The sequence below is a fragment of the Massilia luteola genome, assembly GCF_034420155.1.
GTDB lineage: Bacteria > Pseudomonadota > Gammaproteobacteria > Burkholderiales > Burkholderiaceae_D > Telluria > Telluria luteola.
The window spans coordinates 1-26,253 of sequence record NZ_JAXOFN010000050.1 but is presented as its reverse complement, the minus strand read 5'-3'; the positions used below and the strand labels follow the sequence as shown (position 1 = coordinate 26,253).

General features: G+C 68.0%; 23 protein-coding genes. 12 read left to right on the top strand and 11 right to left on the bottom strand.

Going from position 1 to position 26,253, the window contains the following annotated elements; translation table 11 throughout:
• Positions 1-20 precede the first annotated feature (20 nt).
• A complete protein-coding gene (locus U9J41_RS28065; protein WP_322405466.1) occupies positions 21-953 on the top strand; it encodes a LysR family transcriptional regulator in 933 nt (310 codons plus the stop codon).
• Positions 954-1,186: 233 nt separating this feature from the next.
• On the opposite strand, the gene U9J41_RS28055 is transcribed toward U9J41_RS28065, so the two are convergent.
• From U9J41_RS28055 to U9J41_RS28040, 4 genes are all read right to left on the bottom strand, one after another.
• Positions 1,187-1,375 (bottom strand): oxidoreductase-like domain-containing protein, encoded by a 189-nt coding sequence (locus tag U9J41_RS28055; RefSeq protein WP_322405465.1) that lies wholly within the window; start codon positions 1,373-1,375, stop codon positions 1,187-1,189.
• A 182-nt stretch (positions 1,376-1,557) separates the two neighbouring features.
• Complete coding sequence (locus U9J41_RS28050; RefSeq protein WP_322405464.1) at positions 1,558-2,034, bottom strand: hypothetical protein; 477 nt, start codon at positions 2,032-2,034, stop codon at positions 1,558-1,560.
• Between the two features lie 89 nt (positions 2,035-2,123).
• Positions 2,124-2,801 carry a response regulator gene (locus tag U9J41_RS28045; RefSeq protein WP_322405463.1) on the bottom strand — a complete coding sequence of 226 codons (678 nt, stop codon included), beginning with the start codon at positions 2,799-2,801 and terminating at the stop codon, positions 2,124-2,126.
• On the bottom strand, positions 2,798-4,354 hold the full coding sequence (locus U9J41_RS28040; RefSeq protein WP_322405462.1) for an ATP-binding protein: 1,557 nt from the start codon (positions 4,352-4,354) through the stop codon (positions 2,798-2,800). Before U9J41_RS28040 ends, U9J41_RS28045 begins: the two co-directional genes overlap by 4 nt.
• 202 nt (positions 4,355-4,556) lie before the next feature.
• Between U9J41_RS28040 and U9J41_RS28035 the strand changes: the two genes are divergently transcribed.
• Positions 4,557-5,996 carry a methyl-accepting chemotaxis protein gene (locus U9J41_RS28035; RefSeq protein ID WP_322405461.1) on the top strand — a complete coding sequence of 480 codons (1,440 nt, stop codon included), beginning with the start codon at positions 4,557-4,559 and terminating at the stop codon, positions 5,994-5,996.
• Between the two features lie 140 nt (positions 5,997-6,136).
• On the opposite strand, the gene U9J41_RS28030 is transcribed toward U9J41_RS28035, so the two are convergent.
• Positions 6,137-7,549 (bottom strand): OmpP1/FadL family transporter, encoded by a 1,413-nt coding sequence (locus U9J41_RS28030; protein WP_322405460.1) that lies wholly within the window; start codon positions 7,547-7,549, stop codon positions 6,137-6,139.
• Between the two features lie 464 nt (positions 7,550-8,013).
• Here U9J41_RS28030 and U9J41_RS28025 point away from each other — a divergent pair, with 464 nt between their 5' ends.
• A complete protein-coding gene (locus U9J41_RS28025) occupies positions 8,014-9,417 on the top strand; it encodes a carboxylesterase/lipase family protein (RefSeq protein ID WP_322405459.1) in 1,404 nt (467 codons plus the stop codon).
• A gap of 53 nt (positions 9,418-9,470) precedes the next feature.
• On the opposite strand, the gene U9J41_RS28020 is transcribed toward U9J41_RS28025, so the two are convergent.
• From U9J41_RS28020 to U9J41_RS28000, 5 genes are read right to left on the bottom strand one after another with little or no spacing between them, the layout of a single operon-like run.
• A complete protein-coding gene (locus U9J41_RS28020) occupies positions 9,471-10,820 on the bottom strand; it encodes a sulfite reductase subunit alpha (protein WP_322405458.1) in 1,350 nt (449 codons plus the stop codon).
• Positions 10,817-11,818, bottom strand: coding sequence for an FAD:protein FMN transferase (locus tag U9J41_RS28015; protein ID WP_322405457.1), 1,002 nt, complete (start codon positions 11,816-11,818; stop codon positions 10,817-10,819). The genes U9J41_RS28020 and U9J41_RS28015 overlap by 4 nt, the downstream gene beginning before the upstream one ends.
• Positions 11,819-11,825: 7 nt before the next feature.
• Positions 11,826-12,638 (bottom strand): DUF4198 domain-containing protein, encoded by an 813-nt coding sequence (locus tag U9J41_RS28010; protein ID WP_322405456.1) that lies wholly within the window; start codon positions 12,636-12,638, stop codon positions 11,826-11,828.
• Positions 12,639-12,648: 10 nt separating this feature from the next.
• Positions 12,649-13,161, bottom strand: a complete 513-nt coding sequence (locus U9J41_RS28005; protein WP_056441691.1) for a DUF2271 domain-containing protein — start codon at positions 13,159-13,161, stop codon at positions 12,649-12,651.
• Between the two features lie 20 nt (positions 13,162-13,181).
• Positions 13,182-13,832 carry a PepSY-associated TM helix domain-containing protein gene (locus U9J41_RS28000; RefSeq protein WP_322405455.1) on the bottom strand — a complete coding sequence of 217 codons (651 nt, stop codon included), beginning with the start codon at positions 13,830-13,832 and terminating at the stop codon, positions 13,182-13,184.
• A 300-nt stretch (positions 13,833-14,132) separates the two neighbouring features.
• Between U9J41_RS28000 and U9J41_RS27995 the strand changes: the two genes are divergently transcribed.
• The 6 genes from U9J41_RS27995 to U9J41_RS27970 all read left to right on the top strand — a co-directional run bounded on the left by U9J41_RS27995 (position 14,133) and on the right by U9J41_RS27970 (position 22,349).
• On the top strand, positions 14,133-16,988 hold the full coding sequence (locus U9J41_RS27995) for a 2-oxoglutarate dehydrogenase E1 component (RefSeq protein ID WP_322405454.1): 2,856 nt from the start codon (positions 14,133-14,135) through the stop codon (positions 16,986-16,988).
• A 138-nt stretch (positions 16,989-17,126) separates the two neighbouring features.
• Entirely contained in the window at positions 17,127-18,386 is a 1,260-nt protein-coding gene (gene odhB, locus U9J41_RS27990; protein ID WP_322405453.1) for a 2-oxoglutarate dehydrogenase complex dihydrolipoyllysine-residue succinyltransferase, read from the top strand.
• A 69-nt stretch (positions 18,387-18,455) separates the two neighbouring features.
• Positions 18,456-18,794 carry a PspC domain-containing protein gene (locus U9J41_RS27985; RefSeq protein WP_322405480.1) on the top strand — a complete coding sequence of 113 codons (339 nt, stop codon included), beginning with the start codon at positions 18,456-18,458 and terminating at the stop codon, positions 18,792-18,794.
• Positions 18,795-18,996: 202 nt separating this feature from the next.
• Positions 18,997-20,430, top strand: a complete 1,434-nt coding sequence (gene lpdA / locus U9J41_RS27980) for a dihydrolipoyl dehydrogenase (protein WP_322405452.1) — start codon at positions 18,997-18,999, stop codon at positions 20,428-20,430.
• 137 nt (positions 20,431-20,567) lie between these two features.
• Positions 20,568-21,665: a cell division protein ZapE gene (zapE, locus tag U9J41_RS27975; RefSeq protein ID WP_322405451.1), complete on the top strand. Its 1,098-nt coding sequence runs from the start codon at positions 20,568-20,570 to the stop codon at positions 21,663-21,665.
• A gap of 18 nt (positions 21,666-21,683) precedes the next feature.
• Entirely contained in the window at positions 21,684-22,349 is a 666-nt protein-coding gene (locus tag U9J41_RS27970; RefSeq protein WP_322405450.1) for a hypothetical protein, read from the top strand.
• 126 nt (positions 22,350-22,475) lie between these two features.
• Here the strand turns inward: U9J41_RS27970 and U9J41_RS27965 are convergent, their stop codons facing one another.
• On the bottom strand, positions 22,476-23,246 hold the full coding sequence (locus tag U9J41_RS27965) for a PP2C family protein-serine/threonine phosphatase (RefSeq protein ID WP_322405449.1): 771 nt from the start codon (positions 23,244-23,246) through the stop codon (positions 22,476-22,478).
• A gap of 176 nt (positions 23,247-23,422) precedes the next feature.
• On the opposite strand from U9J41_RS27965, the gene U9J41_RS27960 reads away from it, so the two are divergent.
• The 3 genes from U9J41_RS27960 to U9J41_RS27950 all read left to right on the top strand — a co-directional run.
• Complete coding sequence (locus U9J41_RS27960; RefSeq protein ID WP_056442276.1) at positions 23,423-23,623, top strand: YdcH family protein; 201 nt, start codon at positions 23,423-23,425, stop codon at positions 23,621-23,623.
• Between the two features lie 35 nt (positions 23,624-23,658).
• A complete protein-coding gene (gene yoaA / locus U9J41_RS27955) occupies positions 23,659-25,701 on the top strand; it encodes a DNA repair helicase YoaA (protein ID WP_425261247.1) in 2,043 nt (680 codons plus the stop codon).
• 136 nt (positions 25,702-25,837) lie between these two features.
• On the top strand, positions 25,838-26,253 hold a 416-nt coding region (locus tag U9J41_RS27950), incomplete at its 3' end, for a transposase domain-containing protein (protein ID WP_322404742.1).

The following is a 26,253-nucleotide window of genomic DNA, read 5'->3' as shown; positions in this document are numbered from 1 at the left end:
CTTGATAAGAGGTCCTTCCAATGCATCACTTTCAAACCAGGATTGAAAATATAAGCGACCTCCAAGTGTTGCTGTACACGGTCAGCGGCGGGTCGTTGACTGCGGCTGCGCGGGCACTCGGCATCACGCCGGCGGCGGCCAGCGCAACGCTGAAGCGACTTGAGACTCAGTTGGGGACGCGGCTCTTCGAGCGCTCGACGCGTGCAATGCGGCTCACGCCGCCAGGTCAAATCCTGCTGGAATATGCCCAGCGCGCGTTCGAGCTGTTGGCCGAGGGGGAATCCCAGCTCGATGCCGAACGCGGCGCGCTGGTGGGCACGGTACGTGTTTCGGCACCGTCGGACCTCGCCCGGACCGTGCTGATGCCGATGTTTGATGAATTCCTGCACCTTCACCCCGGGGTGAAGCTGACGCTCAATGTTGGCGACCGCTTGCTCGACGTGCTGCGAGACGAGATAGACTTCGCGATTCGGTACGGGGAGTTGAGCGACTCCCGCCTCGTGGCCCGTCAATTGTCGCTGGAGCACCCCGTTCTCAGCGCTTCCCCCGACTACTTGCGTCGTCACGGCACGCCACTCGCACCAACAGACCTGGTGGACCACAACTGCATCGCATTCATGCGCGCCGGGCGTACGTTCAACTCATGGCGCTTCGGTCAGAACGACCAGTGGACCACGGTCAGGGTCAGCGGCGACCGGGTCGTGGATGACGCCTCGATGGCACGCCAATGGGCCGTTGCGGGAGCCGGAATCATCTTCATGACCGAGATCGAACAGCGGCGCGATCTGCAAAGCGGCGCCCTGGTGCGGCTGCTGGCCGAATGGGGGACAGACCCGTATCCCTTGCACGCAATCCTGCCTAGCGGACGCTTCGTCCCCAATCGCGTTCGCGCGCTGGTGGACTTCATCGCTGGCCGCTTTGCCGAACGCCGGCTGTCAAACACGGAGCGCTGAAGAAGGCGCCCGGCACCGCCCCAGCGCTTATTGAAGTGTGGACATCGCCAACGAACTGGCAGGCGAGCCACTGTGTTTGTCGTCAGTGGACTCGCCCTTGATGCCGTCGATTTGCAGGTATGCGTCGATTGCCATGATGCCGCCGTCGTTGAGCAACGAGGCATGTTGACAGAGCCCGGTTTATGGCGATTTGGCTGGAGTCCACGGCCGAACGGCCGACAACAGGCCGCCGGTCATTCCTGTCCCGGCGTCCCCGCGACTTCCGGATGCCGCACCTCCCACGCCGCCAGCGCCTCCTTGTAGTTCGCGAGCAGCATCTGGTACACGTCGAAGATACAGTTCGGGCAGCCCGAGCCGCAGCAATCCTCCAGCGCGGGTTCGATGGGCGGCTGCGGGCGCGGGTCGGGGTCGGGGATGCTCACGGTGTGTTGTCGGTATTGAGGATCTGGATTGACCCGCGTTCCCTGGCGCTCGCGTGGCCGGGCTGCCGCGGGATGCGCGGCAGTTCCGGTCCGGACGGCGTAGGCTCGGGTGGAACGGGAGCGGACATGCGCCGCAGCATACCCAATCGTGCCGCGAAAGTCGAGGCGCGCCCGCCCCGCCTTCAGCCGTTCAGCTCATAACTGCGCAGCACGAACACCATCTTGCCGTGCCGCCTGGCGCAGACTCCCTGCATGATTTCGCCGCCGCCCAGGTCCCATGTGAGCGCGCTGCCGGTGGGCCTGGCCGCGCAGGCCGCGTGGGCCTCGGCCGGGACCGGCGGCAACCTGGGCGGGGGCGGCGGCGCCGGCACGGGCGGCACCGTGGGCACGGGCGGCAGCGCCGGCACGGCCGGAAGCGCGGGCAGGGCGGGCGGCGTACCGGCCTCGGACGCGTAGGGCACAGGCGGTGCGGGCGGCGCGGGTGGGACCGGCGGCGCAGGGGGCACGGGCGGCGCCTTGCATTTGCCGGTGTCCGTCTTGCAGTGGATGCTCACGTACACATGGGCGTCCCGGTCATGCTCGTCCGGCGTCGTCTGCGCCAGCGCGGGCAGCGTGGCGGTGCCCAGCGCGAGCGCAAGGGCGAGGGTGGCAGCGTTCATCGTGGTCTCCTGGTCGCGGCCCGCGCGGCGCGGCGGGCCATGCGTGCATCGTGCATCCGGATTGTGGAGAAAAAATGAAGATGCGCGGCTCAGGGATCGAAACGGTAGCCGAGTCCGTAGATCGAGTGGATCGCGTCCACGCCGGGCAGCGCGGCGTCCAGCTTTTTCCTGAGGTTCTTGACGTGGCTGTCGATGGCGCGGTCCGTCACGTCGAGGCTCGCGTTCCCTTCGCGCGCCACGTCGAGCAGGCGGGCGCGCGAGAACACCTGGCCGGGACGGCGCGCCAGCGCGGCCAGGATGCCGTATTCCGTCGGCGTCAGGTCGAGCGCCTTGCCGTGGACCGCGATGCGGCGCGCGGCCGCGTCGATCGCGACGACGGGGGCCGGTCGTCCCGCGCGGCGCAGGATCGCCTTGATGCGCGCGACGAGTTCGCGCGGGCTGAAGGGCTTGCACAGGTAGTCGTCGGCGCCGGCGTCGAGGCCCAGCAGGCGGTCGATTTCTTCCACACGCGCCGTCACCATCACGACGGGCAGGGCGGCCAGCACCGGGTCCGCGTCGGCGCGCAGCGCGCGGCACAGGGACAGGCCGTCGAGACCCGGCAGCATCAGGTCGAGCACGAGCAGCGCGGGCGGATCGCGCCGGATGGCGTCCAGCGCGACGGCGCCGTCGCCGAATACGGCGGCCGTGTAGCCGGCCGCGCGCGCGTAGTCGGCGACCAGGGCCGCCAGTTCCGGCTCGTCCTCGACGATGGCGATGCGTGCGTTCATGCGGCGTCTCCCGCGAGCGGCAAGGTGAGGGTGGCGCGCAGGCCGCCAAGCGGCGCATGCGCGAAGGCGAGCGTGCCGCCCTGGGCGTCGAGCAGGCGGCGGCACAGCGCGAGCCCGATGCCGGCGCCCCCATGGGCGCGGCTGCGCGACGCGTCGACGCGATAAAAACGTTCGGACAGGCGCGCGAGCGCGTCGTCCGGCACGCCCGGCGCGCTGTCGTCCAGGTGCAGCCGGATGCGGCAGGCCTCCGTGTGCGCATGCAGATGGACGCGGCCGCCCGGCGCCGTGTAGCGCAGGCTGTTCTCGAACAGGTTGTCGAGCACCTGGCGCATGCGGTCGGGGTCCGCGCACACGGATGCCGGCGCCGGCTCGGGGCCCAGTTCCAGCGCGAGGCCGGCCTGTGCGAGCCGCGCTTCGAACCCGCGCGCGTGGTCGCGGGCGAGCGCCCACAGGTCGAGCGCCACGGGCCTGCAATCGAGCGCGCCGACGTCCGCGCGGGCCAGCGCGTACAACTCGTCGATCAGTTTATTCAGCGCGAGCACCTGGCGCAGCATGGCGTCGAGCGTATCCGGCGTGGCGCTGCGCACGCCGTCCTGCAGCGCTTCGAGCTGGGCGCGCAGCACGGCCAGCGGCGTGCGCAGTTCGTGCGACGTGTCCGCGACCCATTGGCGGCGCGCGGCTTCCGCCCCGGCGAGCCGGGCCGCGAGCGCGTTGAAGTGGCGCGCCAGGTCGCCGAGTTCGTCGCTGCGGTGCGCGTCCAGGCGCAGGTCGAAATGGCCTTCGGACAGCGCCCGGCTGCCCGCGGCCAGTTGCCGGATCGGGCGGCGGAAGTGGCGCGCCAGCAGCACGGCGGCGACGGCGCTCAGCAGGACGGCGAGCGCCACGATCTGCCACAGGCTGCTGGTGAGCTGCCGCAGGAAGGCGTAGGCCAGCGCGTCGCTGGGCCGGGCGCCGCGGGCGACGGCGAGATAGCCGACCGTGCGGCCGTCGACGTCGAGCGCGCGCCGGGCCAGCGTGGCCGCGGCGCCCGGGCGGCGGCCGGCGAGCCAGGCGCCGTGCGCGTCGAGCAGGGTGATGCGGCGTGCGAGCGGCAGCGGGCCGGGGTCGGGGTCGGGCATGGGCCCGGCCGGCGGTGGCGGCGCGGCGGGACCGTCCGGCACATCCGGACCGGGCAACGGCGGCAGCGGCGACGCGGGAGGCGCCGGTGGCGCGGGCGGCATCGGCGGCACGGGTGGCGCGGCCGCGACGGGTGCCGCGGGCGCCACCGGCGCGGCCGGCCCGCCATCCTCGCGCGCGCGCTGCAGGCGTGCGAGCTCCTGCGCGATCCAGTCCTGGCGGGCCGCGCGCGGAATGAAATCCCAGCCGCCGTCCGCCCGGTACTGGCGCGTGAGCGCGGTGGACAGTTCTTCCAGGCGGTCCAGTTCGATGCCAACGGCATAGTCGCCGAAGCCGGCCAGCACGTTCTGGCGCAGCAGGAACACGGCGGCAGCGGCCACGGCGAGGATCGCCAGCAGGACGGATGCGAACAGGCGGTGACCGATCGAGAACTTCAAGGCGGGAGCACGTGGGAAATGGCGACGGGCCATTCTAGGGTATTTCGTCGGATAAATACGACGTGGCGGCACCATATACCTGATTTGTCTGGACAGGGCATTGATTTTTGCCGAATGATGGAACGTATCCAGGGTGCACTAATATTTTCATTAAAATAAAACCGGCCGTCGAACCAACGAGCCGCCCGCTTGGAGACATCGTATGTTGAATTGGTTGAAGGCGACGCTGGTGCCGTCCGCGTCGGCGTTCGCGCCGGCCGGGCGGTCCGGCATGACGGCGCGGGTGCGCAGCCTCGTGCTGAATGCGCGCGACGGCAGCATCCGCACGGCGATCAACGCGGCGCGCCTGCGCAAGGAGGTCGACCAGTCGCTCGACAAGGCGCGCCAGCAGTACGCGGCCGCGCGCGCGCTGGCGGCGTCGGCGCGCGACGTGACGGCGCTGTCGGCCAGCGTCAAGGCCGGCACCGACGACATCGCCGGCACCGCGGACCGCAACCTGGCCGTGGCGCGCGCGTCGATGGATGAACTGACGCACCTGGAAGCGCGCATGCGCGCGATCGAGGACAAGGTTGACGGCTTCGCGCGCACGGTCGGCCAGCTCGATCACCACGCCCGCTCGATCAGCGAATTCGGCGGCATCATCCAGCGCATCGCCAACCAGACCAATCTGCTGGCCATCAACGCCGCGATCGAGGCGGCGCGCGCGGGCGAGGCCGGCCGCGGCTTCGCCGTCGTGGCGGCCGAGGTGCGGCGCCTGTCGCAGCTGGTCAACGAGGAGACGTCCAAGATCGCGGGCGTCAACAGCGAGATGCGCACGCTGGTCGAATCGACCACCGGCGCCACGCAGGACATCCTGGAGGGCGTGAACGTCTCCGCCCGCGACGTCGGGCTGGCGGCCGGCCGCTTCAAGACCTTCGTCGCCGACTTCGAGCGCATGACGGGCACCGTCAACGAGATGGCCGTGGCGATGGAGTCGCTGGACAGCGTGAGCCAGTCCATCGGGCGGCAGGTGGGCGACATGGCGACGAATGCGTCCGAGACGGGCAAGGCGATGGCCGATGCGTCGCGCCGCGTCGACGAGGTGCGCGCGACCACCGAGGAAATGCAGGGCGTGCTGGCCGAGTTCCGCACGGGCGGCACGCCGTTCGACGGCCTCGTCGAGGCCACGACGCAGCTGCGCGACGCCGTCGGCCGCTGCCTCGCCGGCCATCTGGCGCGCGGCGTCGACATCTTCGACCAGAAGTACCGGCCGATCGAAGGTTCCGACCCGCCGCGTTTCACGACGGGCTACGACCGCGCCGTGGAGGACGACCTGCAGGCGCTGTTCGACCGCGTGCTCGCCGGCCTGCCGGGCTGCGCGTACGCGCTGGCGGTCGACACGCGCGGCTATGCGCCGACCCACAACGGCAAGTTCTCGCAGACGCCGACGGGGCGCCGCGAGCACGACCTCGTCTACTGCCGCAACAAGCGCATCTTCGACGACCCGGTCGGGGCGAAGCTGGCGGCCAATCGCAAGCCGTTCCTGTTCCAGACCTATCTGCGCGATACGGGGGAGGTGATCAACGACCTGTCGATGCCGCTCGACGTCGGCGGCCGGCATTGGGGCGCGGTGCGGGTGGGGTTCGATTCCGCGAAGTTGTAACGTTGCGCGCGTGGGCACGGGGTGCCCACCCTACCAATCCGGGGTGCGCGTCCGACCAATCCGGTCGATGCGCGTGGGCGCGGGGGCCACCGGACGGATCCGGTTGCCGTAGGGTGGGCTCCCCGAGCCCACCACGCACATCAGAACTTGTAGTTGTACGCCAACCCAATCAACTGCATGCGGGTCTTCCACGTCCCGCGCGTCGTCTCGCCGTTACCGGTGCAGGTCGTCATCGCCGGGTTGCAGTTGTTCGTGTAGTTGCCGCTCGCGTCGCTGAAATGCAGCCAGCTGTAGGCCAGGTCCAGCGACGAGGCCGGGGTCAGCTTCCAGTTCGCGCCGAACGACAGTTGCAGGCGGTCGGCGTCCGGCAGGGCCGCGTGGCGCAGCGTGTCGCCCTGGACCGGGGCGTCGTCGTGGGCGATGCCCGCGCGCAGGACCGTCGTGTCGTTCAGCTGGTAGTTCGCGCCGAACGCCACGCGCACGGTGTTCTTCCACTGCTGGCGGATCACCAGGTCACCCACGCCGGCGCCGACGAACTGGATATTGATGTCCTGCATGCGCGAGTGGCGCGTCCAGGTCACGTCGGCCATGCCGGCCCATTTCGGGTCAAACCGGTGGAAGGCGTTCAGCGACAGCGTCTCCGGCGTGGTCACGTCCACGCGCGACGCCGAGTTGGCGTGATGCGATGCGCCCTGCAGCACCTTGTTGACGACGGCGTCGCCGGTGACGGTCGAGAAGTCCCACACCGCGCCGCCCTTCAGTTCATGCTTGATCGACGAGCGGTAGGCGATGCCGAAGCGGGTGTCCGGCGTTGGCGAGTACAGATAGCCCAGGTTGAAGCCGTAGCCCCAGTCCTTGCCTTCCACGCCCGCGTGCGCGTCGCCCGCGGTCGCCAGCGCGGCCGGGTTGCCGCCCAGGGTGACGATCTGGCGCACCAGCGCGGCGCCGCTGCCCGTGGCCTGCGCGGCGGCGATGGAACCCGGCACGTCGACGGCCTGGCCCAGGCTCGCCTTCATGTATTCGATGTCGATGCCGAAGCCGAAGCTGTGCTGCTCCGACAGCTTGAACGCCACCGACGGGTTGATGTTCACGGATTCCAGCTTGATGTTGGTGAGCGAGTAGCGGCCCGACCAGTTGTTGTCGTAGTCCAGCTTGGTGCCGTAGGGGACGAACACGCCCAGGCCAGCGGTCCACTGGCCGTCGATCTTCTGGCTGTAGTACAGCGACGGGCCCGCGACGACGCTCGGTGCGTAGTCGTCCTGCGACGTCGGGCCGCCCGTGGACGTGTGCGTGAAGCGGGTCGAGCCGGCGTCCTGGAAGGTCGAATGGGGCACGACGGCGGTGATGCCGCCCATGATCTGGCGGCCTTCCAGGCGCGACAGGCCGGCCGGGTTGGCGAAGATGGTCGACGCGTCGGCCGCTTCCGCGCCGTTGGCGTCCGCCGTGCCCTGCGCGGACACGCTCTGGGAGCCGAAGCGGTAGCCGGAAGCCGTCGCGTCGAGCGACGTGCCCAGGGCCAGGGCGACGAGCAGGGTCAGGTGTTTCTGGTTCATCGGTCTCACTCCAAGTATCGATTCGTAGCCCGCCCATCGGACCGGAAAGGCCGAGGTCGGCGGGTGCCGAAGCATACACTATTTCGCACGACCGTTCTATTTCTGTTGTGTAAGCGACACGCCGCCGTTAGGGGGGGGCATTTGAGGCCGGGAGCCTCAAATGAAACATGCCCACGCTGACGTGTGCGCCGTGTTTGCGTCGTCGGCGACGGCGGCGGCCGCGGCCGCGGTGAGCGCGGCAGCGAGCTGCAGGACAGTCAATACGCCGTTGGGCATGATCGGAACGCCGGAACGGAAGAGGCATGCATGCCCGCACCCTGTTTCCTTCACGATAACTATTACATGTGCTCATTGACGAACCGTCATCCCCTCATTAGCATCGGAACGCGCCCGCCCCGGGCGCATCCCCATACCCAGACCAAGGAGACAGTTTCATGCACCGTCCAGGCACGCCTTCCCTTCTGATGTTAGCGGTAACTTCGATGTTCGCGATGGCGCCGGCCAGCGCGCATGGCGGTCCGGTCGTCGCCATCGACACGGGCAAGGTGCAAGGCGCCGTGGCGGACGGGGTGGCCAGCTGGAAGGGCATCCCGTTCGCCGCACCGCCCGTCGGCGACCTGCGCTGGCGTGCGCCGCAGCCGGCCGCCGCCTGGGCCGGGGTGCGCGCGGCCACCGAATACGGCAACGACTGCATGCAACTGCCTTTCCCCAGCGACGCCGCGCCGCTCGGCACGCCGCCCGCCGAGGACTGCCTGTACGTCAACGTGTGGCGCCCCGCGCCGGCGCGGGTGGCCAAGAAACTGCCCGTGATCGTGTGGATCTACGGCGGCGGCTTCGTCAACGGCGGTTCGTCGCCGCCGACATATGCCGGCGCCGCGCTGGCGAAGCAGGGCGTGGTGCTGGTCAGCTTCAATTACCGGCTGGGCCGCTTCGGCTTCTTCGCGCATCCGCAACTGACCCAGCAGGCGCATGACGAACCGCTCGGCAATTACGGCTACATGGACCAGCTGGCGGCGCTGCGGTGGGTCAGGCGCAACGTGGCGGCGTTCGGCGGCGATGCGGCCAACGTGACCATCATCGGCGAATCGGCCGGCGGCATGTCCGTCAACGCGTTGCTGACGTCGCCGCTGGCGCAGGGCCTGTTCGCGAAGGCGGTGGTGCTGTCCGGCGGCGACGGCAAGTCGGCCGATCCGGGGCTCGCGGCCGTCGAACAGGTCGGCGTGAACTTCGCGGCCGCGAAGGGCATCGCGGCCGACGATCCGCACGCGCTCGACAAACTGCGCGCGCTGCCGGCCGGGCAGGTCGTCGACGGCATGAACCTGGCCAACCGCGCGCCGCAGAATCCGTCCACGTATGTCGGGCCGTTCGTGGACGGCAAGGTAGCCGTCGATGGCGCCGCCGCGTTCGCGTCCGGCCGCTTCGCGAAGGTGCCGGTGATGATCGGCGCGACCAGTGCCGACATCGGCGGCAAGACGGGCTTCATGGTGGCCGGCGCGCGCAGCCTGGCGGGACGCCTCGCCGCCCAGGGCGTGCCCGTGTACGCGTACCGCTTTTCGTACGTGGCCGACAGCATCGGCAAACCCGGCGCGCAGCACGCGAGCGACATCCCGTATTTCTTCGCGACGGTGGACGTCAAGTACGGCGACCAGGCAACGAAGAAGGACGTCGCGATGGGCCGCGCGATGAGTGCCTACCTCGTGAACTTCGCGAAGAAGGGTGATCCGAACGGCCGCCGGCTGCCGGCGTGGCCGCGCTATGCGGGCGACAAGGACGTCATCATGGATTTCGCCGCGGACGGCAAGCCGGTCGCGCTGCGCGATCCGTGGGGTTCGGAGATCGATGCGACGACGGTGGCGGGCGGGCACTGAGCCCGGCACGTCGCGGAGGTCGCGCGTGGGCACCCCGTGCCCACGCGAGGCGTCTAATAGACGTCGCGCCGGTAGCGGCCCTCGGCCGCCAGCGCGTCGAGACGCGGCGCGCCCAGGATCGCCTGCAACGCCTCGTGCACGCCGCCGGCCATGCCTTGCAGGCTGCCGCACACGTAGATGGCGGCGCCGCGTTCGACCCAGTCGCGCAGGCGCGCCGCTTCGTCGCGCAGCACGTCCTGCACGTAGCGGCGCGTGGCCTGGTCGCGCGAGAATGCGAGGTCCAGGTGCGCCAGCCGGCCGCCGTCGCGCCAGTCCTGCAATTCGTCGCGCAGCAGGAAATCGTGGATCTGGTTGCGCTCGCCGAACAGCAGCCAGTTGTCGTGCCGGCCCGCGGCGATCCGCGCCTTGAGCAGGCCGCGCAGGCCGGCGAGGCCGCTGCCGTTGCCGATGGCGATCAAGGGCCGTCCGGCGTTGGCGCCGAGGCGGAAGCGCTCGTGCGCGCGCAGGCGCAGGTGCACGAGGTCCGTGTCGCGGGCCCGCGCGCACAGCCAGCCGGAGGCCGCGCCCAGGTTGCCGTCCTCGCGTCGCTGCAGGCGCACGAGCAGCTCCAGCCGGCCTTCGTCCGGCACCGACGCGATCGAGTATTCGCGCGGGTGATCGGGATCGTCCGGCGGGCCGACCTGGGCGAGATCGCCCGCTTCCCAGGCGGGCAGCAGGCCCGCGACAGGGCGCAGCGCGATCCGGTACAACGGCGCGCCGGCGCTGCCGGGATTCTCCAGCGTGCGCGCCACGATGCGCCAGTCGCCGTAGGCCGGCGCGTCCCAGTCGGGCGCGTCGATCGTGCCGGCCAGGCGCCCCACGTGGTGCTGCCATGCGGCCAACGCGTGCGCGTCGCCGCGGTCGACGTCGATGCGGTCGAACAGCCGCGTCGCGCCCTGCCGCGCGAGCCACGCATCCAGCGCACGGCCGAAGCCGCAGTAATTGGCGTAGTTCTTGTCGCCCAGCGCGAGCACGGCGTAGTGCAGGTGGGCGAGGTCGACGCCGGACGTCGCCAGGAGGCCGGCGAAGCGCGCGGCCGTGTCGGGCGCGTCGCCTTCGCCGTAGGTGCTGGCGACGAACAGGATGCGGGTCGCGGATACCAGCCGCGCGCGGTCGAGCGCGGAGATGCAGACGGCGCGCGCCGCGAGTCCGCCCGTCGCGAGCAGTGCGGCGCTGCGCCGCGCGAGCTGCTCGGCGCTGCCGGTCTGGCTGGCGTGGACGACGAGCCAGTCGGCATCCTTCGTGTCGACGGCTGCGCCGTTGCGGTGTGCGCGCCACATGGTGAAGGTCAGCGCGAGCCAGCCGCCGGACAGCAGCAGCGCGCCGCCCAGGCGCAGCGGTTCCGTCGTCAGCAGCGCCGTCATTGCAGCAGCGCCTTCCAGGCCGGCGTATGGATCTCGTCCAGCTCGCCGGCGCGCCGGACGAGGAAGCGCGCGGCCAGCGCGTGCCGTGCGGCGAACGCGAGTCCGTCGACCGGGCCGAGCACGGTGAGGGCCGTCGACAGCGCGTCGGCCGCCATGCAGGTGGGCGCGAGCACCGTCACCGACGCGACGCCGTTGGCGATGGGCCGGCCCGTGCGCGGGTCCAGCGTGTGCGAGACGCGGCGTCGATCTTGCGTGAAATACTGGCGGTAGTCGCCCGACGTGGCGACCGATAATCCATGCAGCGCGACGACGGCCTGCGGCGCGGCGCCGTCCGGAACCGCCTCGATCTCGACCCACCACGGCTGCCCGTCCGGCTTGACGCCGCCGCCGCGCAGCTCTCCGCCCACCTCGACGACGTAGTGCCGCAGACCGCGGCTTTCCAGGCATAGCGCGAGGCGATCGACGGCGTAGCCTTTGGCGACGCACGACAGGTCGAGCACCGCGCCGCCTGGCTGCGACAGGCGCCGGCGCGTGCGGTCGAGCTCCACGCGCGCGGCCGCGCGCTGCGCTTGCGCGCGCGCGATGGCCGCTGCATCCGGCGCGTAAAAGCCGGCGTGGTCGTAACGGCGCGCGGGGCCGAAGCCCCACAGGCCGACGAGGGCGCCCAGGGCCGGATCGCAGGCGCCGCCGCTCGCCTCCCGCGCCGACAGCGCATAGTCCATCACGTCGAAGAACTGCGCGGGCAGGTCGACCCACGTGCCGGCCGGCGCGCGGTTGTAGCGGGACAGCAGCGAGTCGGGATCCCAGTGGCTCATCTGCGCGACGATCGCATCCAGTTCGGCCTGCAGCGCGCCGTGCAGGCCTGCGACGGCGCCCGCCGCGACGCGCGCCGACCAGGTCGTGCCCATGGTCGCGCCATCGAACGTGTGTACGGCGCTGCCCGGCGGCGGCGCGGCCGGGTCCAGGTCGAGGGGAATGAGGACGGCGCGGTCAGGCAAGGCGTGCTTACTCCGGCAGGATCTCGAACGTGGCCGAATAGCTGTAGCGCTTCGGCGGGCCGTCCATGCCGCGCGGCGCGTTGGCGGGATACGACGCGCTGAGCCAGTACATGTTCGGCGCGGGCAGCGTGAAGCTCGCTTCGCCGTTGGCGCCGGTGCTCAAGCGCACTTCGTTCAGGGTGCCGCGGTATTTCACGCCGCCCGGGATCAGGCTGAACGGGAAGTTGGCGAGCGGCTTGCCGTCCAGCTGGAAGCGGAACGTCGCCTTTTCGCCGGCGCGCAGTTCGGTCGGATTCGTCAGCGCGACCATTTCCAGGCCGGCGCCCGTGGGCTTGAGCGCGCCGGGCGTCGGCTTGTTCAGCGTGACGAACGTGTCCTGGCGCTGCACCATCGTCATGCGGCGCACGTCGGTGGCGCCGGCCGGGATCTCGTTCCTGGCGGCCTGCTCGGTGGCGCGGAAGCGCTTCATCTCGCCATTCAGCTTGTACGATCCCATGACGTTCACGGCGGCCAGCGTCATGCGGTAGGTGCCGTCCTTCGGCAGGCGGATGTCGACCGTGGCGCGGTGCTTGCCGACGGTGGCCGCCGGGGCCGGGGCGGTGGCGCCGTCCGGGTCGGTGACGGTGAGGCCGTCCAGCTTCTGCGGCATGAAGTCGGTCTCGAACAGGCCTTCCGAGATGGCGGCGTCGATGGTCGCCCACGCTTCGCCGCGGTCGGATTCGATGAGGCTCGTGTTCGGGATCATCCACGGACGGTGGGCCTGCGCGGCGCAGGCGGCGCCGGCGAGGGCGAGGGCGATGGCGATCTGCTTGATGTGCATGCGGGTCTCCTTACTGGATGGCGAGCGACACGGCGCCCAGTTCTTCCTTGCCCGCGAACGCGGCGGCCACGTTCGATTTCGGCGCCCAGTGGAACGGCACGCGCACGAGTTCGCGGCCGCCCGCTTCGCGCGCCGCTTCGATCACGAGCTTGTAGTCGCCCGCGGGGAGCTTGTCCAGGCCGGCGCGCGCGGCGGGGAAGGTCAAGGTCTGGACGCCGGCCGCGCGGGTGGCGCCGCTCACGCCGTCCAGCGGCAGCGTGACGTCGCGGCCCGCCTTTCTCCACCACGTGCGCAGGTCCTTGACCCACTTGGTGCCGCCGTTGTCGCGCTTCCTGACGTCGTACAGCACGGCCAGCGTGGTGGCGACGCTCTGGTCCGGACGCTCGATCCAGACCGCGACATACGGCTTGTGGTATTCGGCCACGTTCAGTTGCGGCAGTTCGAACTTGACGGTGAGGTCGGCGCCCATCGCCCAGCTGGATGCGAGCGGCAGGGTCAGGGCGAGCGAGTGGGACAGTTTCATGTCGGCTTTCGGTATATGGATTAATGGACGAACAGCAGGGCCAGCACGATCGGCAGCACGATGCCGAAGCCGATCACGGGCCACGTCGACGGCCGGTTGGCCGCGTGGTATTTCAGGATCAGGAAACCGGTGACGCAAAAGACGACGCAGGCGAGCGCGAAGACGTCGATGAACCAGCCCCACGCGGCGCCGGCATTGCGGCCCTTGTGCATGTCGTTCAGCCACGAGATCCAGCCGCGGTCCGTCTTTTCGTATTCGGCATTGCCGTCGACGCCGATGCGCAGCCAGGCGTCGCCGCCGGGGCGGGGCAGGGCGACGTAGGCGTCTTCCTCGCTCCATTCGGCGCGCACGCCGCGGACTTGCACGGGGAAGGTCTGCTCGGCCCAGTCGGCCAGCGGCGCCGGCAGCGGCACGTTGGCGTCCGCGTGGCCGGCGGCGAATTCTGCGATCTGCGCGCGCAGCGGCGGCGGCACGACGGCCTTCTGGCGCGTGACGGCGGGTTTCGCTTCGATCTGCGACGCGTGGTTCAGCGTGAAGCCGGTGACGGCGAACAGCAGCATGGCCATCAGGCACAGGGCGGAGCTGATCCAGTGCCATTGATGCAACTGGCGCAGGAAGAGGGCGCGGCGGGCGGTCGTCTGTGGTGGGGAGGTGGGGCCGGTCGGGTGCATCCTTAAATGATAACGATTATCATTTAGATGGTCAACCCGGCAGTTCATGAACTTGTTGACAAGCTGAAAAAAAGTATTTTGAAATGAATAAAATGTCGTTGCGAGGTCGGCGGCAGGGCTGTCCTTGCGTTACAATACTGTGCGCAAAATGGGCAGCTCGGCCAGTTTTTGATTTGCCTGAAGAGTCCTTCCCCCACAACTTGATGTAGTAAGTGCGATCCGCTAACCGGTCAGGCCGTGTCGCGGAAGGTTAGATTAACCCGCCCTAAAATCGCGAAGCGCGAAGAAAGGTGAGCAAGAATGATGCAACAATATAACGCCAACTCGTATCTGTTCGGCGGTAACGCGCCGTACGTGGAAGAGTTGTACGAAGCGTACCTGAACAATCCGGGCTCCGTGCCCGACAATTGGCGCGCTTATTTCGACGCGATGCAGCATATGCCCGCCGTCGACGGTACCGCCAAGCCGGACGTGGATCACTCGTCCGTGATCGCTTCGTTCGCCGAACGCGCCAAGCAGGGCCCGATCCGCACCGTGACCGCCTCGCCTGACGCCGAGCTCGGCCGCAAGCGCGTCGCCGTGACCCAGCTGATCGCCGCCTACCGCTACCTCGGTTCGCGCTGGGCCAACCTGGACCCGCTGCAGCGCCAGGAACGTCCGCCGATCCCGGAACTGGAACCGGCGTTCTACGGTTTCACCGAAGCCGACCTGGACACCAAGTTCAACATCAGCAACACCTACTTCGGCCAGGAAACCGCCTCGCTGCGCGACCTGCTGAACATGTTGCGCGACACCTACTGCCGTTCCATCGGTGCAGAATTCATGTACGTCAGCGATCCGACCGAGAAGCGCTGGCTGCAGGAGAAGCTCGAGTCGATCCGTTCGACCCCGACCTTCACCGCTGAAAAGAAAAAGCACATCCTCGAGCGCCTCACCGCGGCCGAAGGCCTGGAGCGCTACCTCCACACCAAGTACGTCGGCGCCAAGCGCTTCTCGCTGGAAGGCGGCGAATCGTTCATCGCCTCGATGGACGAGGTGATCCGCCGCGCCGGCGAGCACGGCGTGCAGGAAATCGTCATCGGCATGGCCCACCGCGGCCGCCTGAACGTCCTGGTCAACACGCTGGGCAAGGCCCCGTCCGAGCTGTTCGAGGAATTCGAAGGCAAGCACGCCGACGACCTGCCGTCGGGCGACGTGAAATACCACCAGGGCTTCTCGAGCGACATCTCGACCCCGGGCGGCCCGGTCCACCTGTCGCTGGCGTTCAACCCGTCGCACCTGGAAATCGTCAACCCGGTCGTCGAGGGTTCGGTCAAGGCGCGCATGGAGCGCCGCGGCGACCGCCTGGGCAAGGAAGTGCTGCCGATCCTCGTGCACGGCGACGCGGCCTTCGCCGGCCAGGGCGTCGTCATGGAGACGCTGAACCTGGCGCAGACCCGCGGCTACGGCACGGGCGGCACGGTCCACCTCGTCATCAACAACCAGATCGGCTTCACCACGTCCGACCCGCGCGACGCGCGCTCGACGCTGTACTGCACCGACGTCGTCAAGATGATCGAGGCGCCGGTCCTGCACGTGAACGCGGACGATCCGGAAGCCGTCGTGCTGGCCTCGCAGATCGCGATGGACTACCGCACCGAGTTCCACAAGGACGTCGTCGTCGACATCATCTGCTACCGCAAGCTGGGCCACAACGAGCAGGACACCCCGGCCCTGACCCAGCCGCTGATGTACAAGAAGATCGCCAAGCACCCGGGCACCCGCAAGATGTACGCGGACAAGCTGGCCGCCCAGAGCACCATCGCTCTGGAGGCCGGTGACCAGCTGGTCGCCGACTACCGCAACGCGATGGACGCGGGCAAGCACACCGTCGATCCGGTCCTGACCGACTTCAAGAACAAGTACGCCGTCGACTGGGCGCCGTTCCTGAACAAGAAGTGGACGGACGCCGCCGACACCGCCGTGCCGCTGACCGAGCTGAAACGCCTGGCCCAGCGCATCACGACCGTGCCGGAAAACTTCAAGCTGCACTCGCTCGTCGAGAAAGTCCTGGGCGACCGCGCCAACATGGGCAAGGGCGAAGTGAACCTGGACTGGGGCATGGGCGAACACCTGGCCTACGCGTCGCTGCTGGCCTCGGGCTATGCCGTGCGCCTGTCGGGCCAGGATGCCGGCCGCGGCACCTTCGTGCACCGCCACGCCGTGCTGCACGACCAGAACCGCGAGCGCTGGGACCAGGGCATCTACCTGCCGCTGGCCAACGTGTCGGAAAACCAGGCCAACTTCACCGTCATCGACTCCGTGCTGTCGGAAGAAGCGGTGCTGGGCTTCGAATACGGCTACTCGACCGCCGAGCCGAACACGCTGACGATCTGGGAAGGCCAGTTCGGCGACTTCGTGAACGGTGCGCAGGTCGTCATCGACCAGTTCATCGCCTCGGGCGAAGTGAAGTGGGGCCGCGCCTCGGGCCTCGTCATGATGCTGCCGCACGGCTATGAAGGCCAGGGTCCGGAGCACTCGTCGGCCCGCATCGAGCGCTTCCTGCAGCTGTCCGCCGACCACAACATGCAAGTCGTGCAGCCGACCTCGGCCGCGCAGATCTTCCACCTGCTGCGCCGCCAGATGGTGCGCCAGTTCCGCAAGCCGCTCGTCATCTTCACGCCGAAGTCGCTGCTGCGTAACAAGGACGCCGGCTCGCCGCTGACCGACCTGGCCAAGGGCGGCTTCCAGACCGTCATCGGCGAACAGGACGACAAGATCGACGCCAACAAGGTCAAGCGCGTGATCGCGTGCTCGGGCAAGGTGTACTATGACCTGGTCAATGCACGCAAGACCCGCGGCACGGCGGACACCGCCATCGTCCGCATCGAGCAGCTGTACCCGTTCCCGCACAAGGCGTTCAGCGCCGAGCTGAAGAAATTCCCGAACGTCACCGAAGTGGTGTGGGCACAGGACGAGCCGCAGAACCAGGGTCCGTGGTTCCAGATCCAGCACAACGTGTTCGAAAGCATGGAAACCGGCCAGCGCCTGGCGTACGCCGGCCGTCCGGCTTCCGCGTCCCCGGCTGTCGGCTACACCGACAAGCACGTGGCGCAGCAGAAGGAACTGCTGGACACCGCGTTCTCGAAGTTGAAAGGGTTCGTCCTCACCAAGTGAGGACTCGTGCTCACGGGGTGAGGACGAGAGGCGCCACACGCTCGCACGTGCGGCGCCTCGCCAAGTAAGCAGCGCTCAGACGACCCCGCGCCCGCGGCGCGGGGTCTTTGCACAGAATACAAAAACGGAGTTTTTTAAATGGCACAAATCGAAGTCAAGGTCCCCCAATTGTCGGAATCGGTCGCCGAGGCGACCCTGCTGTCGTGGCACAAGAAAGTCGGCGAAGCCGTCTCGCGCGACGAGAACCTGATCGACATCGAGACCGACAAGGTGGTCCTGGAACTGCCGGCACCGGCTGCCGGCGTGATCGTGCAAATCATCAAGAACGACGGCAGCACCGTCGTCGCGGGTGAGGTCATCGCCATCATCGATACCGAAGCCTCGGCAGGCGCCAGCACCGGCCAGGTGAGCGCAGCCCCGGCACCGGCCGCGGAAGCAGCGCCGGCGGCACCGGCCGCAGCAGCAGCCACGGGCTCGAAGGGCGACGTCGCCATGCCGGCCGCCGCCAAGATCCTGGCCGACAACAACCTGACCGCCGCCGACGCCACCGGCACCGGCCGTGACGGCCGCGTGACCAAGGGCGACGCCCTGGCCGCCGTGGCGAACAAACCCGCTGTCGCAGCGCCGGCACCGCTGGCAGCGCAAGCACCGAAGGCAGCCCTGCCGCAAGTCGCGGCGCCGAGCGTCAACCTGGGCGACCGCCCGGAAGAGCGCGTGCCGATGAGCCGCCTGCGCGCCCGTATCGCCGAGCGCCTGCTGCAATCGCAGTCGACCAACGCCATCCTGACGACGTTCAACGAAGTCAACATGGCGCCGGTCATGGAGATGCGCAACAAGTACAAGGACAAGTTCGAGAAGGAACACGGCGTCAAGCTGGGCTTCATGTCGTTCTTCGTCAAGGCCGCCGTCGCCGCGCTGAAGAAGTACCCGATCCTGAACGCGTCGGTCGACGGTAACGACATCATCTACCACGGCTACTTCGACATCGGCATCGCCGTCGGTTCGCCGCGCGGCCTCGTCGTGCCGATCTTGCGCAACGCCGACCAGATGTCGATCGCCGACATCGAGAAGAAGATCGGCGAATTCGGCCAGAAAGCCAAGGACGGCAAGCTGACGCTGGAAGACCTGACGGGCGGTACGTTCTCGATCTCGAACGGCGGCGTGTTCGGCTCGATGCTGTCGACCCCGATCATCAACCCGCCGCAGTCGGCGATCCTGGGCGTGCACGCGACCAAGGACCGCGCCGTCGTCGAGAACGGCCAGATCGTCATCCGTCCGATGAACTACCTGGCCATGTCGTACGACCACCGCATCATCGACGGCCGCGAAGCCGTCCTGGGCCTGGTCGCGATGAAGGATGCGCTGGAAGATCCGGCCCGCCTGCTGCTCGACCTTTAATCACGCGAATTTGCTGAGGGATGGGCGCGCCGCCCGGCGCGCTCGTGCGTAGTCTGATGGAAGGGAACGATCATGATCTCCGACGAAATCAAGCGTCTGCACGAGTTGCACCAGGCCGGCGCCCTCAGCGACGCCGAATTCGAACAGGCGAAGGCGAAGGTGTTGTCGTCTTCGTCCACGGTGAACCTGAACAAGACCGCGGGTGCCGACGGCACGTTCGCGTCCGAGCTGAACACCTTGCGCCGCTCGCGCACCGACCGCTGGCTGGGTGGTGTCTGCGGCGGCCTCGCCCGCGTGTCGGGCGTCGACGCCTGGGTGTGGCGGCTCGTGTTCACGCTGTTCACCATCACGTTCGGCTTCGGGTTCGTGATTTACCTGTTGTTGTGGATTTTTGTGCCGGAAGAGTGATCTTTCGGGCGAAGAACGAATACGAAACCCAAATCACCGTCGTTCCCGCGCAGGCGGGAACCCAGGTTCAGTGATCGGAACCGCAAACAGTTGCGGCTTCGTTCGGCATACATTGGGTCCCCGCCTGCGCGGGGACGACGGAGGTCGAGTGCCTGGCAACCGGTGTTGTCCGGCACCTCGGGAACAAAAAGGAAAACGTTAGATGAGCACTGAAAAACAATTCGACGTCGTCGTGATCGGCGGCGGCCCCGGCGGCTACATTGCCGCCATCCGCGCTGCGCAGCTGGGCTTCAAGACCGCCTGCATCGACGAATGGCAGAACGCCAAGGGCGGCCCGGCACTGGGCGGCACCTGCACCAACGTCGGCTGCATCCCGTCGAAGGCGCTGCTGCAATCGTCGGAACACTTCGAGCACGCCGGTCACGCGTTCGCCGAGCACGGCATCGACGTCGCCGGCCTCTCGCTGAACCTGGGCCAGATGCTCAAGCGCAAGGATGGCGTCGTCAAGGCCAACAACGACGGCATCGTCTACCTGTTCAAGAAGAACAAGGTCACCTTCTTCCACGGCCGCGGCACGCTCGCCGGCAAGGCTGGCGAAGGGTACGCCGTCAACGTGTCGGGCACGACCACCGATTCGCTCAGCGCGAAGAACGTGATCATCGCCACCGGCTCCAACGCCCGCGAACTGCCGGGCGCGGCCTTCGACGAGAAAATCATCCTGTCGAACACCGGCGCGCTGACCGTCGATGCCGTCCCGGCCAAGCTGGGCGTGATCGGCGCCGGCGTCATCGGCTTGGAGATGGGCTCAGTGTGGCGCCGCCTCGGTGCCAAGGTCACCGTGCTGGAAGGCCTGCCGACGTTCCTGGGCGCGGTCGACGAGCAGATCGCCAAGGAAGCGCACAAGCTGTTCACCAAGCAGGGCCTGGACATCCAGCTGGGCGTGAAGATCAACAGCGTCACCAAGGGCGCCAACAACGTCACCGTGGAATACGCCGATGCGGCGGGCGCGGCGAAGAGCGAAACGTTCGACCGCCTGATCGTCTCGATCGGCCGCGTGCCGAACACCAACGGCCTCGGCATCGAGACCGTCGGCGTGCAGCTGGACGAGCGCGGCTTCGTGGCCGTCGACGACGAATGCCGCACCAACGTCCCGGGCATCTGGGCCGTGGGCGACGTCGTGCGCGGCCCGATGCTGGCGCACAAGGCGGAAGAAGAGGGCGTCGCGGTCGCCGAGCGCATCGCCGGCCAGCATGGCCACGTCAACTTCAACACGATCCCGTGGGTCATCTACACCTCGCCGGAAATCGCGTGGGTCGGCAAGACCGAGCAGCAGCTCAAGAAGGAAGGCGTCGCCTATAAGGCCGGCACGTTCCCGTTCATGGCCAACGGCCGCGCGCGCGCGCTGGGCGACACGTCGGGCATGGTGAAATTCCTGGCCGACGCGACGACCGACGAAATCCTGGGCGTCCACATCGTGGGCCCGGTCGCGTCGGAGCTGATCTCGGAAGCCGTCGTCGCGATGGAATTCCGCGCATCGTCGGAAGACATCGCCCGCATCTGCCACGCCCACCCGTCGCTGTCCGAAGCGACCAAGGAAGCCGCGCTCGCCGTCGACAAGCGTTCGCTGAACTTCTAAAAGCCGGCTCGGCCCGTAGGGTGGGCACCCCTGTGCCCACGCGTGACGCATGCACATTGCCGGCGTCCGTGTGGGCACGGGGTGCCCACCCTACGTTTTTACGGGCCGGTTCGGGTCCATGTCAAACGAAGCTTTCCATGAACGTCCAAGAGTATTACCAGCACGCGCTGACCGAGCGCGGATTCAAGTCCGATCCCGCGCAGCAGCGCGCCGTCGACCGCCTGCAGGAAGCCTACGACGACTGGGTCGGGTACAAGTCGCAGCGCTCGTCCGCGTTCAAGCGCCTGATCAACCGCCCGGACGTGCCGCAAGGCGTCTACATGTGGGGCGGGGTGGGGCGCGGCAAGTCCTTCCTCATGGACAGCTTCTACTCGGTCGTGCCGGTCGTGCGCAAGACGCGCGTGCACTTCCACGAATTCATGCGCGCCGTGCACCGCCAGCTCGATGAGCTCAGGGGCATGGAAGACCCGCTGCTCGAGGTCGCGCGCCGCATCGCCAAGAAATACCGCCTGATCTGCTTCGACGAATTCCACGTCAGCGACGTCGCCGACGCGATGATCATGTACAACCTGCTGTCCGCGCTGTTCTCCCACGGCGTGTCGTTCGTGATGACGTCGAACTACGACCCGGACAAGCTGTACCCGGACGGCCTGCACCGCGACCGCATGCTGCCGACGATCGCGCTGCTCAAGCAACAGCTGGACGTGCTGAACGTCGACGCCGGCATCGACTACCGCCACCGCGCGCTGGAACAGGTGCAGGCCTATTACACGCCGCTGGGGGCGACCGCCGACCGGCACCTCCGCGAGACCTATGCGAAGGTCGCCGACACCGCCGACGAAGATCCGCGCGTGCACATCGAGCAGCGCGAAATACGGGCGCTGCGGCGTGCCGGCGGCGTCATCTGGTTCGACTTCGCGACCCTGTGCGGCGGCCCGCGCTCGCAGAACGACTACCTCGAATTGGCGAGCCAGTTCCACACCGTGATCCTGTCCGGCGTGCCGCGCATGTCGGCCGCGATGTCGTCCGAGGCGCGCCGCTTCACGTGGCTGATCGACGTGTTCTACGACCACAAGATCAAGCTGATCATGTCGGCCGAGGTCGAGCCGGAGCAGCTGTACACGGAGGGCGCGATGTCGAACGAGTTCCACCGCACCGTGTCGCGTATCATTGAGATGCAGTCGCGCGAATACATGCTGGCCGAGCGCCGTGGCGCGGCGGATGCGCTGGCCTGACACGATCAAAGGAAACGAATGAAAGCTGATTTCGTAACAGACCCCCGCGGCCCGCGCGCGCTCGCCGCCGTGCTGTCCGCGGCGCTGCTGGCGGCCTGCGCGAGCCCGGACGTGGTGCCGCGCGAGGTGCCGCCGCCGCCCGTGACCTCCGTTGCCCAGGCCGACCAGCAACTGGCCGCGGTGGCGCGCGAGCGCGCCGGGATCGAGGCCCGTTTCGCCGAGCGCGAACGCGTCTGCTACGACAAGTTTTTCGTGAACAGCTGCCTCGACGAGGCCAAGGAACGCCGTCGCAGCGCCCTCGCGGCCCAGCGCGCGATCGAAGTGCAGGCCGACCGCTTCAAGCGCGAGGCCGTCGTCGTCGAGCGCGACCGCAACCTGGCCGAAGCGGAGCGCCGCTTCCAGGAACAGGAAGCGCGCCTGGCCGCCGAACCCGCGACGCCCACGCCGGCAGCGGCGCCCGTGCCGCCGCCGCGCAAGCCGACGGTGCCGGGCCGCGTGGCCGAGCGTGACGCCCACCTGCGCGCCGCGCGCCAGGCCGAAGCGGCCGATGCCGGCAAGCGGGCGCAGAACGTGCGCGAATTCGAAGCGCGCAAGGCCGAATCGGCGGAACGCCAGCGCAAGGTCGCCGAGCGCAAGGCGGAGCGGGCCGCGAAGGCCGCGAAAGAGGCGCAGGAGGCGAAGTAGGGTGGGCATTTGAGGCCGGGGGCCTCAAATGAAACGTGCCCACGCGTGACGTACGCGGTTCGTTGGCGCCACGCGTGACGTACGCGGCTGGCTGGCGCCACGCGTGGGCGGAGGCCGCTCCGCTGATCAGGCCCGATCCAGCACCGGCTTGACGAGCTTGACGATTGCCATGCTGCAGTTCCCGCCCTTGCCGTGGGACCGCTCGCCCGCCTTGTTGATCAGCATCTCGGAGGCCTGGCGCGGACTGGCCTTGGCCAGCGCGCCGCCCAATTCGGCATCGGTGAAGAAATGCCACAGGCCATCCGAGCACAGCAGGAAGGTATCGCCCGCCGCCAGGCCGCTGCGTTCGCCGAACGCCATGAACGGCTCCTTGCGATTATTGCCCAGCAAATTCAGCAGCAGCTTGGACTTGCGGTGGTTCTTCGCCGCCTCGGGCGGGACGCGGTCGGTCGACACGAGGTGCTCGATGTAGGCCGCATCGTTCGTACGTACCAAGCACTTGCCTTCGTGAAAGTAATACAGGCGTGAATCGCCCACATGCGTCCAGACGGCGTCGCCGTGCGGCGTGAGCACGAGGCCGACGAAGCTGGCGGGGGCCTGGACCTGGGTCGTGACCGCGTTCATGTTGATGACGAGGTGGGTTTCCTGCACGATGTCGCGCAGCAGTTGCTGCAGGCGCTCCACGGTGGGCCGGTCGCCGGGCTTGAATTCGTCGAACACCTGCTTGGCGGTGTGCATGACCTGGTCCGCGCCGGCGGCGCCGGCGACGCCGTCGGACAGCACGGCCAGCACGTAGCCGGGCGCGCGGGCGCCGGTCATGAGCGCGACCCGGTCGTTCTGCTGCGGGCGATTACCGATGTGCTGCGCGGTTCCCGCTTCTAACTTGTATGAGGTCATAAACGTGGCTTTCCGATGCCGTGATGCCGGACTTTGTTGGCGGCAACGGCGGTGTAGTTTAAACTATGCACCGGTTTGCACTGGAGTTGCAAGCCGTAACGATGAATAGCGCCGCCCCGAGCCAGCGGGCATGCGCCTTCCCACCCCTTTACGCTTAAAGTTCGGAAATGCCTAACATGATCGACGTCCAGGAGATCCACCGCCGTATCATCGAACTCGACGTGGAACATCGCGACCTCGACGCGGTCATAGAAATGCTGACCCGCGACGGCCACTCCGATCAGTTGCAGTTGCGTCGTCTGAAGAAGCGCAAGCTGCAGTTGAAGGACCACATCACACTGCTGAAAATGCAGTTGGTGCCCGATGTTCCTGCCTGATTCCGGCGTAAGTGTTCCGTTTAAAGCCGTCCACCTTGACCGACCACCTTCCCCTGCCTGGCGCTGACGCCGGCCCCGACCACGACGCTGCGCCGGCGCCCCACGAACCCACCGGTAAGTACGACGCCGAAGTCGACCGCATCTTCGGTGCGGGTGGCCCGCTCGCGCCCGCCGTCGGCACGTTCAGGCCGCGCCAGTCGCAGACCGAGATGGCGAAGGCGATCGCGCACGCGATCGGTGCGCAGGGCACGCTGATCGCCGAGGCCGGCACGGGCACGGGCAAGACGTTCGCCTACCTCGTCCCGGCGCTGCTGTGGGGCGGCAAGACGATCGTCTCGACCGGCACCAAGAACCTGCAGGACCAGTTGTTTTCGCGCGATATCCCGACCGTGCGCGCCGCGCTGCGCGCCCCCGTCTCGGTGGCGCTGCTGAAAGGCCGCTCGAACTACATCTGCCACTACCACCTGGAACGCACGCTCTCGAACGGGCGCCTGACGTCGCGCGACGACGTCGGCCACCTGCGCGAAATCTCGCGCTTCATCAAGATGAGCCAGTCGGGCGACAAGGCCGAGCTGACCAAGGTCCCGGAAACGGCGTCCGTGTGGAACCTCGTCACGTCCACGCGCGAGAACTGCGTGGGCCAGGAGTGCCAGTACTACCAGGACTGCTTCGTGATGAAGGCGCGCCGCGAAGCGCAGCAGGCCGACGTCGTCGTCGTCAACCACCACCTGTTCTTCGCCGACGTGGCGCTGAAGGAAGGCGGCATGGCGGAGCTGCTGCCCTCGGCCAACACGATCATCTTCGACGAGGCGCACCAGCTGCCCGAAGTCGCGACCCTGTTCTTCGGCACGACCATCTCCACGGGCCAGGTGCTCGAACTGTGTCGCGACGTGCTGGCCGAAGGCCTCGCGCACGCGCGCGGCGGCGTCGACTGGGCCAAGGTCGTGACCGTCGTCGAAAAGGCCGCGCGCGACCTGCGCCTCACGTTCCCCGAGGGCAGCACGCGCCTGTCGCTGCCGCAGATTCCGCCCAGCTCGGAATTCTTCCCGGCACTCGACAAGCTGAAGGAAGAACTGGAAGGCCTGATCGACGTGCTCGAAGCCCAGGCCGAGCGCGCCGAGACGATCGAGCAGTGCCGCGTGCGCGCCGTCGAGATCCTCGAGCAGTACAAGGCGTGGAAATCCGATCCGAAGAAGGGCAAGGAAGTGGAGGGCGACGAGGCCGTGCTGTGGGTCGAGGCGTTCTCGTCGGCGCTGCAATTGCACAAGACGCCGCTGTCGATCGCGCCGATCTTCGCCGGCCAGCGCGCCAGTACGCCGCGCAGCTGGATTTTTACCTCGGCGACCCTGGCGGTCAAAAACGACTTCAAGCATTTCTCGGCCCAGCTCGGCATGACGGGCGAGCCGGCGCAGAGCTGGCCCAGCCCGTTCAACTACCAGGAGCAGGGCATCCTGTACGTGCCGACCGGGCTGCCGGAACCGAACACGTTCGGCTACACGGACGCCGTCGTCGACGTGGCGCTGCCCGTGATCGAGGCCGCCGGCGGCCGCTGCTTCTTCCTGTGCACGACGCTGCGCGCCGTCAACCGCGTCGCCGAGCGCCTGCGCGCCGATTTCGCCGCGCGCGGCCTGGATTTCCCCCTGTTCGTGCAGGGCGAACGGGGCCGCACGGAACTGCTGGATTCGTTCCGCAACGCGGGCAATGCCGTGCTCGTGGGCAGCCAGAGTTTCTGGGAAGGCGTGGACGTGCGCGGCGAGGCGCTGTCGCTGGTCATCATCGACAAGCTGCCGTTCGCCCCGCCCGACGATCCGGTGCTGGCCGCCCGCATCGAAGTGATGGAAAAGAAGGGCATGAACGGCTTCGTGCACCACACCTTGCCGGAAGCTATCATCAACCTCAAGCAGGGTGCCGGCCGCCTGATCCGCGACGTCGACGACCGCGGCGTGCTGATGCTGTGCGACCCGCGCGTGATCAGCAAGCCCTACGGCCGCCGCATCTGGCAGAGCCTGCCGCCGTTCCGCCGCACGCGAGTGGAGGCGGACGTCATCGAGTTCTTCAAGCAGCCGAAACCGGAGTGATGCGGGCCCTGCGCCTCGGCTTCGCTACACACTACCTCTGAGAACCGGGGTCAGAGCCTAATACCGTTAAGTTAAGCGGCAAGTTCAGCAACGATCGCTTGTAAACGAGGCCGCGGGCTGTTAACCTGCGGCCTTCATGTTATCTGAATCCCTACCACTTGTTACTGTCGACTTGGCAGCCCCTGACTGGAGGCGGCTGGGCGAGCATCTTCCCGCCGAGTGGATCGAGGCGGCACTGAACTATTCTGGCAAGGCCAGCATCCGCCAGCGGCGTTTGCCCGCGCAGCAGGTAGTATGGCTGGTGATTGCGCTGGCCTTGTACCGACACCGGTCAGTACGTCAAGTGTTGGCGGAACTGGACTTGGCTTTACCGGACCTGGAGGACCGCTGTGTGACCGATAGCGCCGCAACCCAGGCGCGGCAGCGGCTTGGCGAGGAGCCGCTGGCCTGGTTGTTCGCCGCCTCGGCCCGGCGCTGGCACCAGCAGGATGAGCAGCGGTATCAGTTCAAGGGCCTGCAACTTCTTGCCATGGACGGGACCACACTCAAGCT

What these genes read in the sequence shown, in the direction of transcription:
- U9J41_RS28065 (WP_322405466.1), top strand. Translation starts at nt 21, where the DNA reads ATGCATCACTTTCAAACCAGGATTGAAAATATAAGCGACCTCCAAGTG.
- U9J41_RS28050 (WP_322405464.1), bottom strand. Translation starts at nt 2,034, where the DNA reads ATGAACGCTGCCACCCTCGCCCTTGCGCTCGCGCTGGGCACCGCCACG.
- U9J41_RS28045 (WP_322405463.1), bottom strand. Translation starts at nt 2,801, where the DNA reads ATGAACGCACGCATCGCCATCGTCGAGGACGAGCCGGAACTGGCGGCC.
- U9J41_RS28035 (WP_322405461.1), top strand. Translation starts at nt 4,557, where the DNA reads ATGTTGAATTGGTTGAAGGCGACGCTGGTGCCGTCCGCGTCGGCGTTC.
- U9J41_RS28030 (WP_322405460.1), bottom strand. Translation starts at nt 7,549, where the DNA reads ATGAACCAGAAACACCTGACCCTGCTCGTCGCCCTGGCCCTGGGCACG.
- U9J41_RS28025 (WP_322405459.1), top strand. Translation starts at nt 8,014, where the DNA reads ATGTTAGCGGTAACTTCGATGTTCGCGATGGCGCCGGCCAGCGCGCAT.
- U9J41_RS28020 (WP_322405458.1), bottom strand. Translation starts at nt 10,820, where the DNA reads ATGACGGCGCTGCTGACGACGGAACCGCTGCGCCTGGGCGGCGCGCTG.
- U9J41_RS28010 (WP_322405456.1), bottom strand. Translation starts at nt 12,638, where the DNA reads ATGCACATCAAGCAGATCGCCATCGCCCTCGCCCTCGCCGGCGCCGCC.
- U9J41_RS28005 (WP_056441691.1), bottom strand. Translation starts at nt 13,161, where the DNA reads ATGAAACTGTCCCACTCGCTCGCCCTGACCCTGCCGCTCGCATCCAGC.
- U9J41_RS28000 (WP_322405455.1), bottom strand. Translation starts at nt 13,832, where the DNA reads ATGCACCCGACCGGCCCCACCTCCCCACCACAGACGACCGCCCGCCGC.
- U9J41_RS27995 (WP_322405454.1), top strand. Translation starts at nt 14,133, where the DNA reads ATGATGCAACAATATAACGCCAACTCGTATCTGTTCGGCGGTAACGCG.
- odhB (WP_322405453.1), top strand. Translation starts at nt 17,127, where the DNA reads ATGGCACAAATCGAAGTCAAGGTCCCCCAATTGTCGGAATCGGTCGCC.
- lpdA (WP_322405452.1), top strand. Translation starts at nt 18,997, where the DNA reads ATGAGCACTGAAAAACAATTCGACGTCGTCGTGATCGGCGGCGGCCCC.
- zapE (WP_322405451.1), top strand. Translation starts at nt 20,568, where the DNA reads ATGAACGTCCAAGAGTATTACCAGCACGCGCTGACCGAGCGCGGATTC.
- U9J41_RS27970 (WP_322405450.1), top strand. Translation starts at nt 21,684, where the DNA reads ATGAAAGCTGATTTCGTAACAGACCCCCGCGGCCCGCGCGCGCTCGCC.
- U9J41_RS27965 (WP_322405449.1), bottom strand. Translation starts at nt 23,246, where the DNA reads ATGACCTCATACAAGTTAGAAGCGGGAACCGCGCAGCACATCGGTAAT.
- U9J41_RS27960 (WP_056442276.1), top strand. Translation starts at nt 23,423, where the DNA reads ATGATCGACGTCCAGGAGATCCACCGCCGTATCATCGAACTCGACGTG.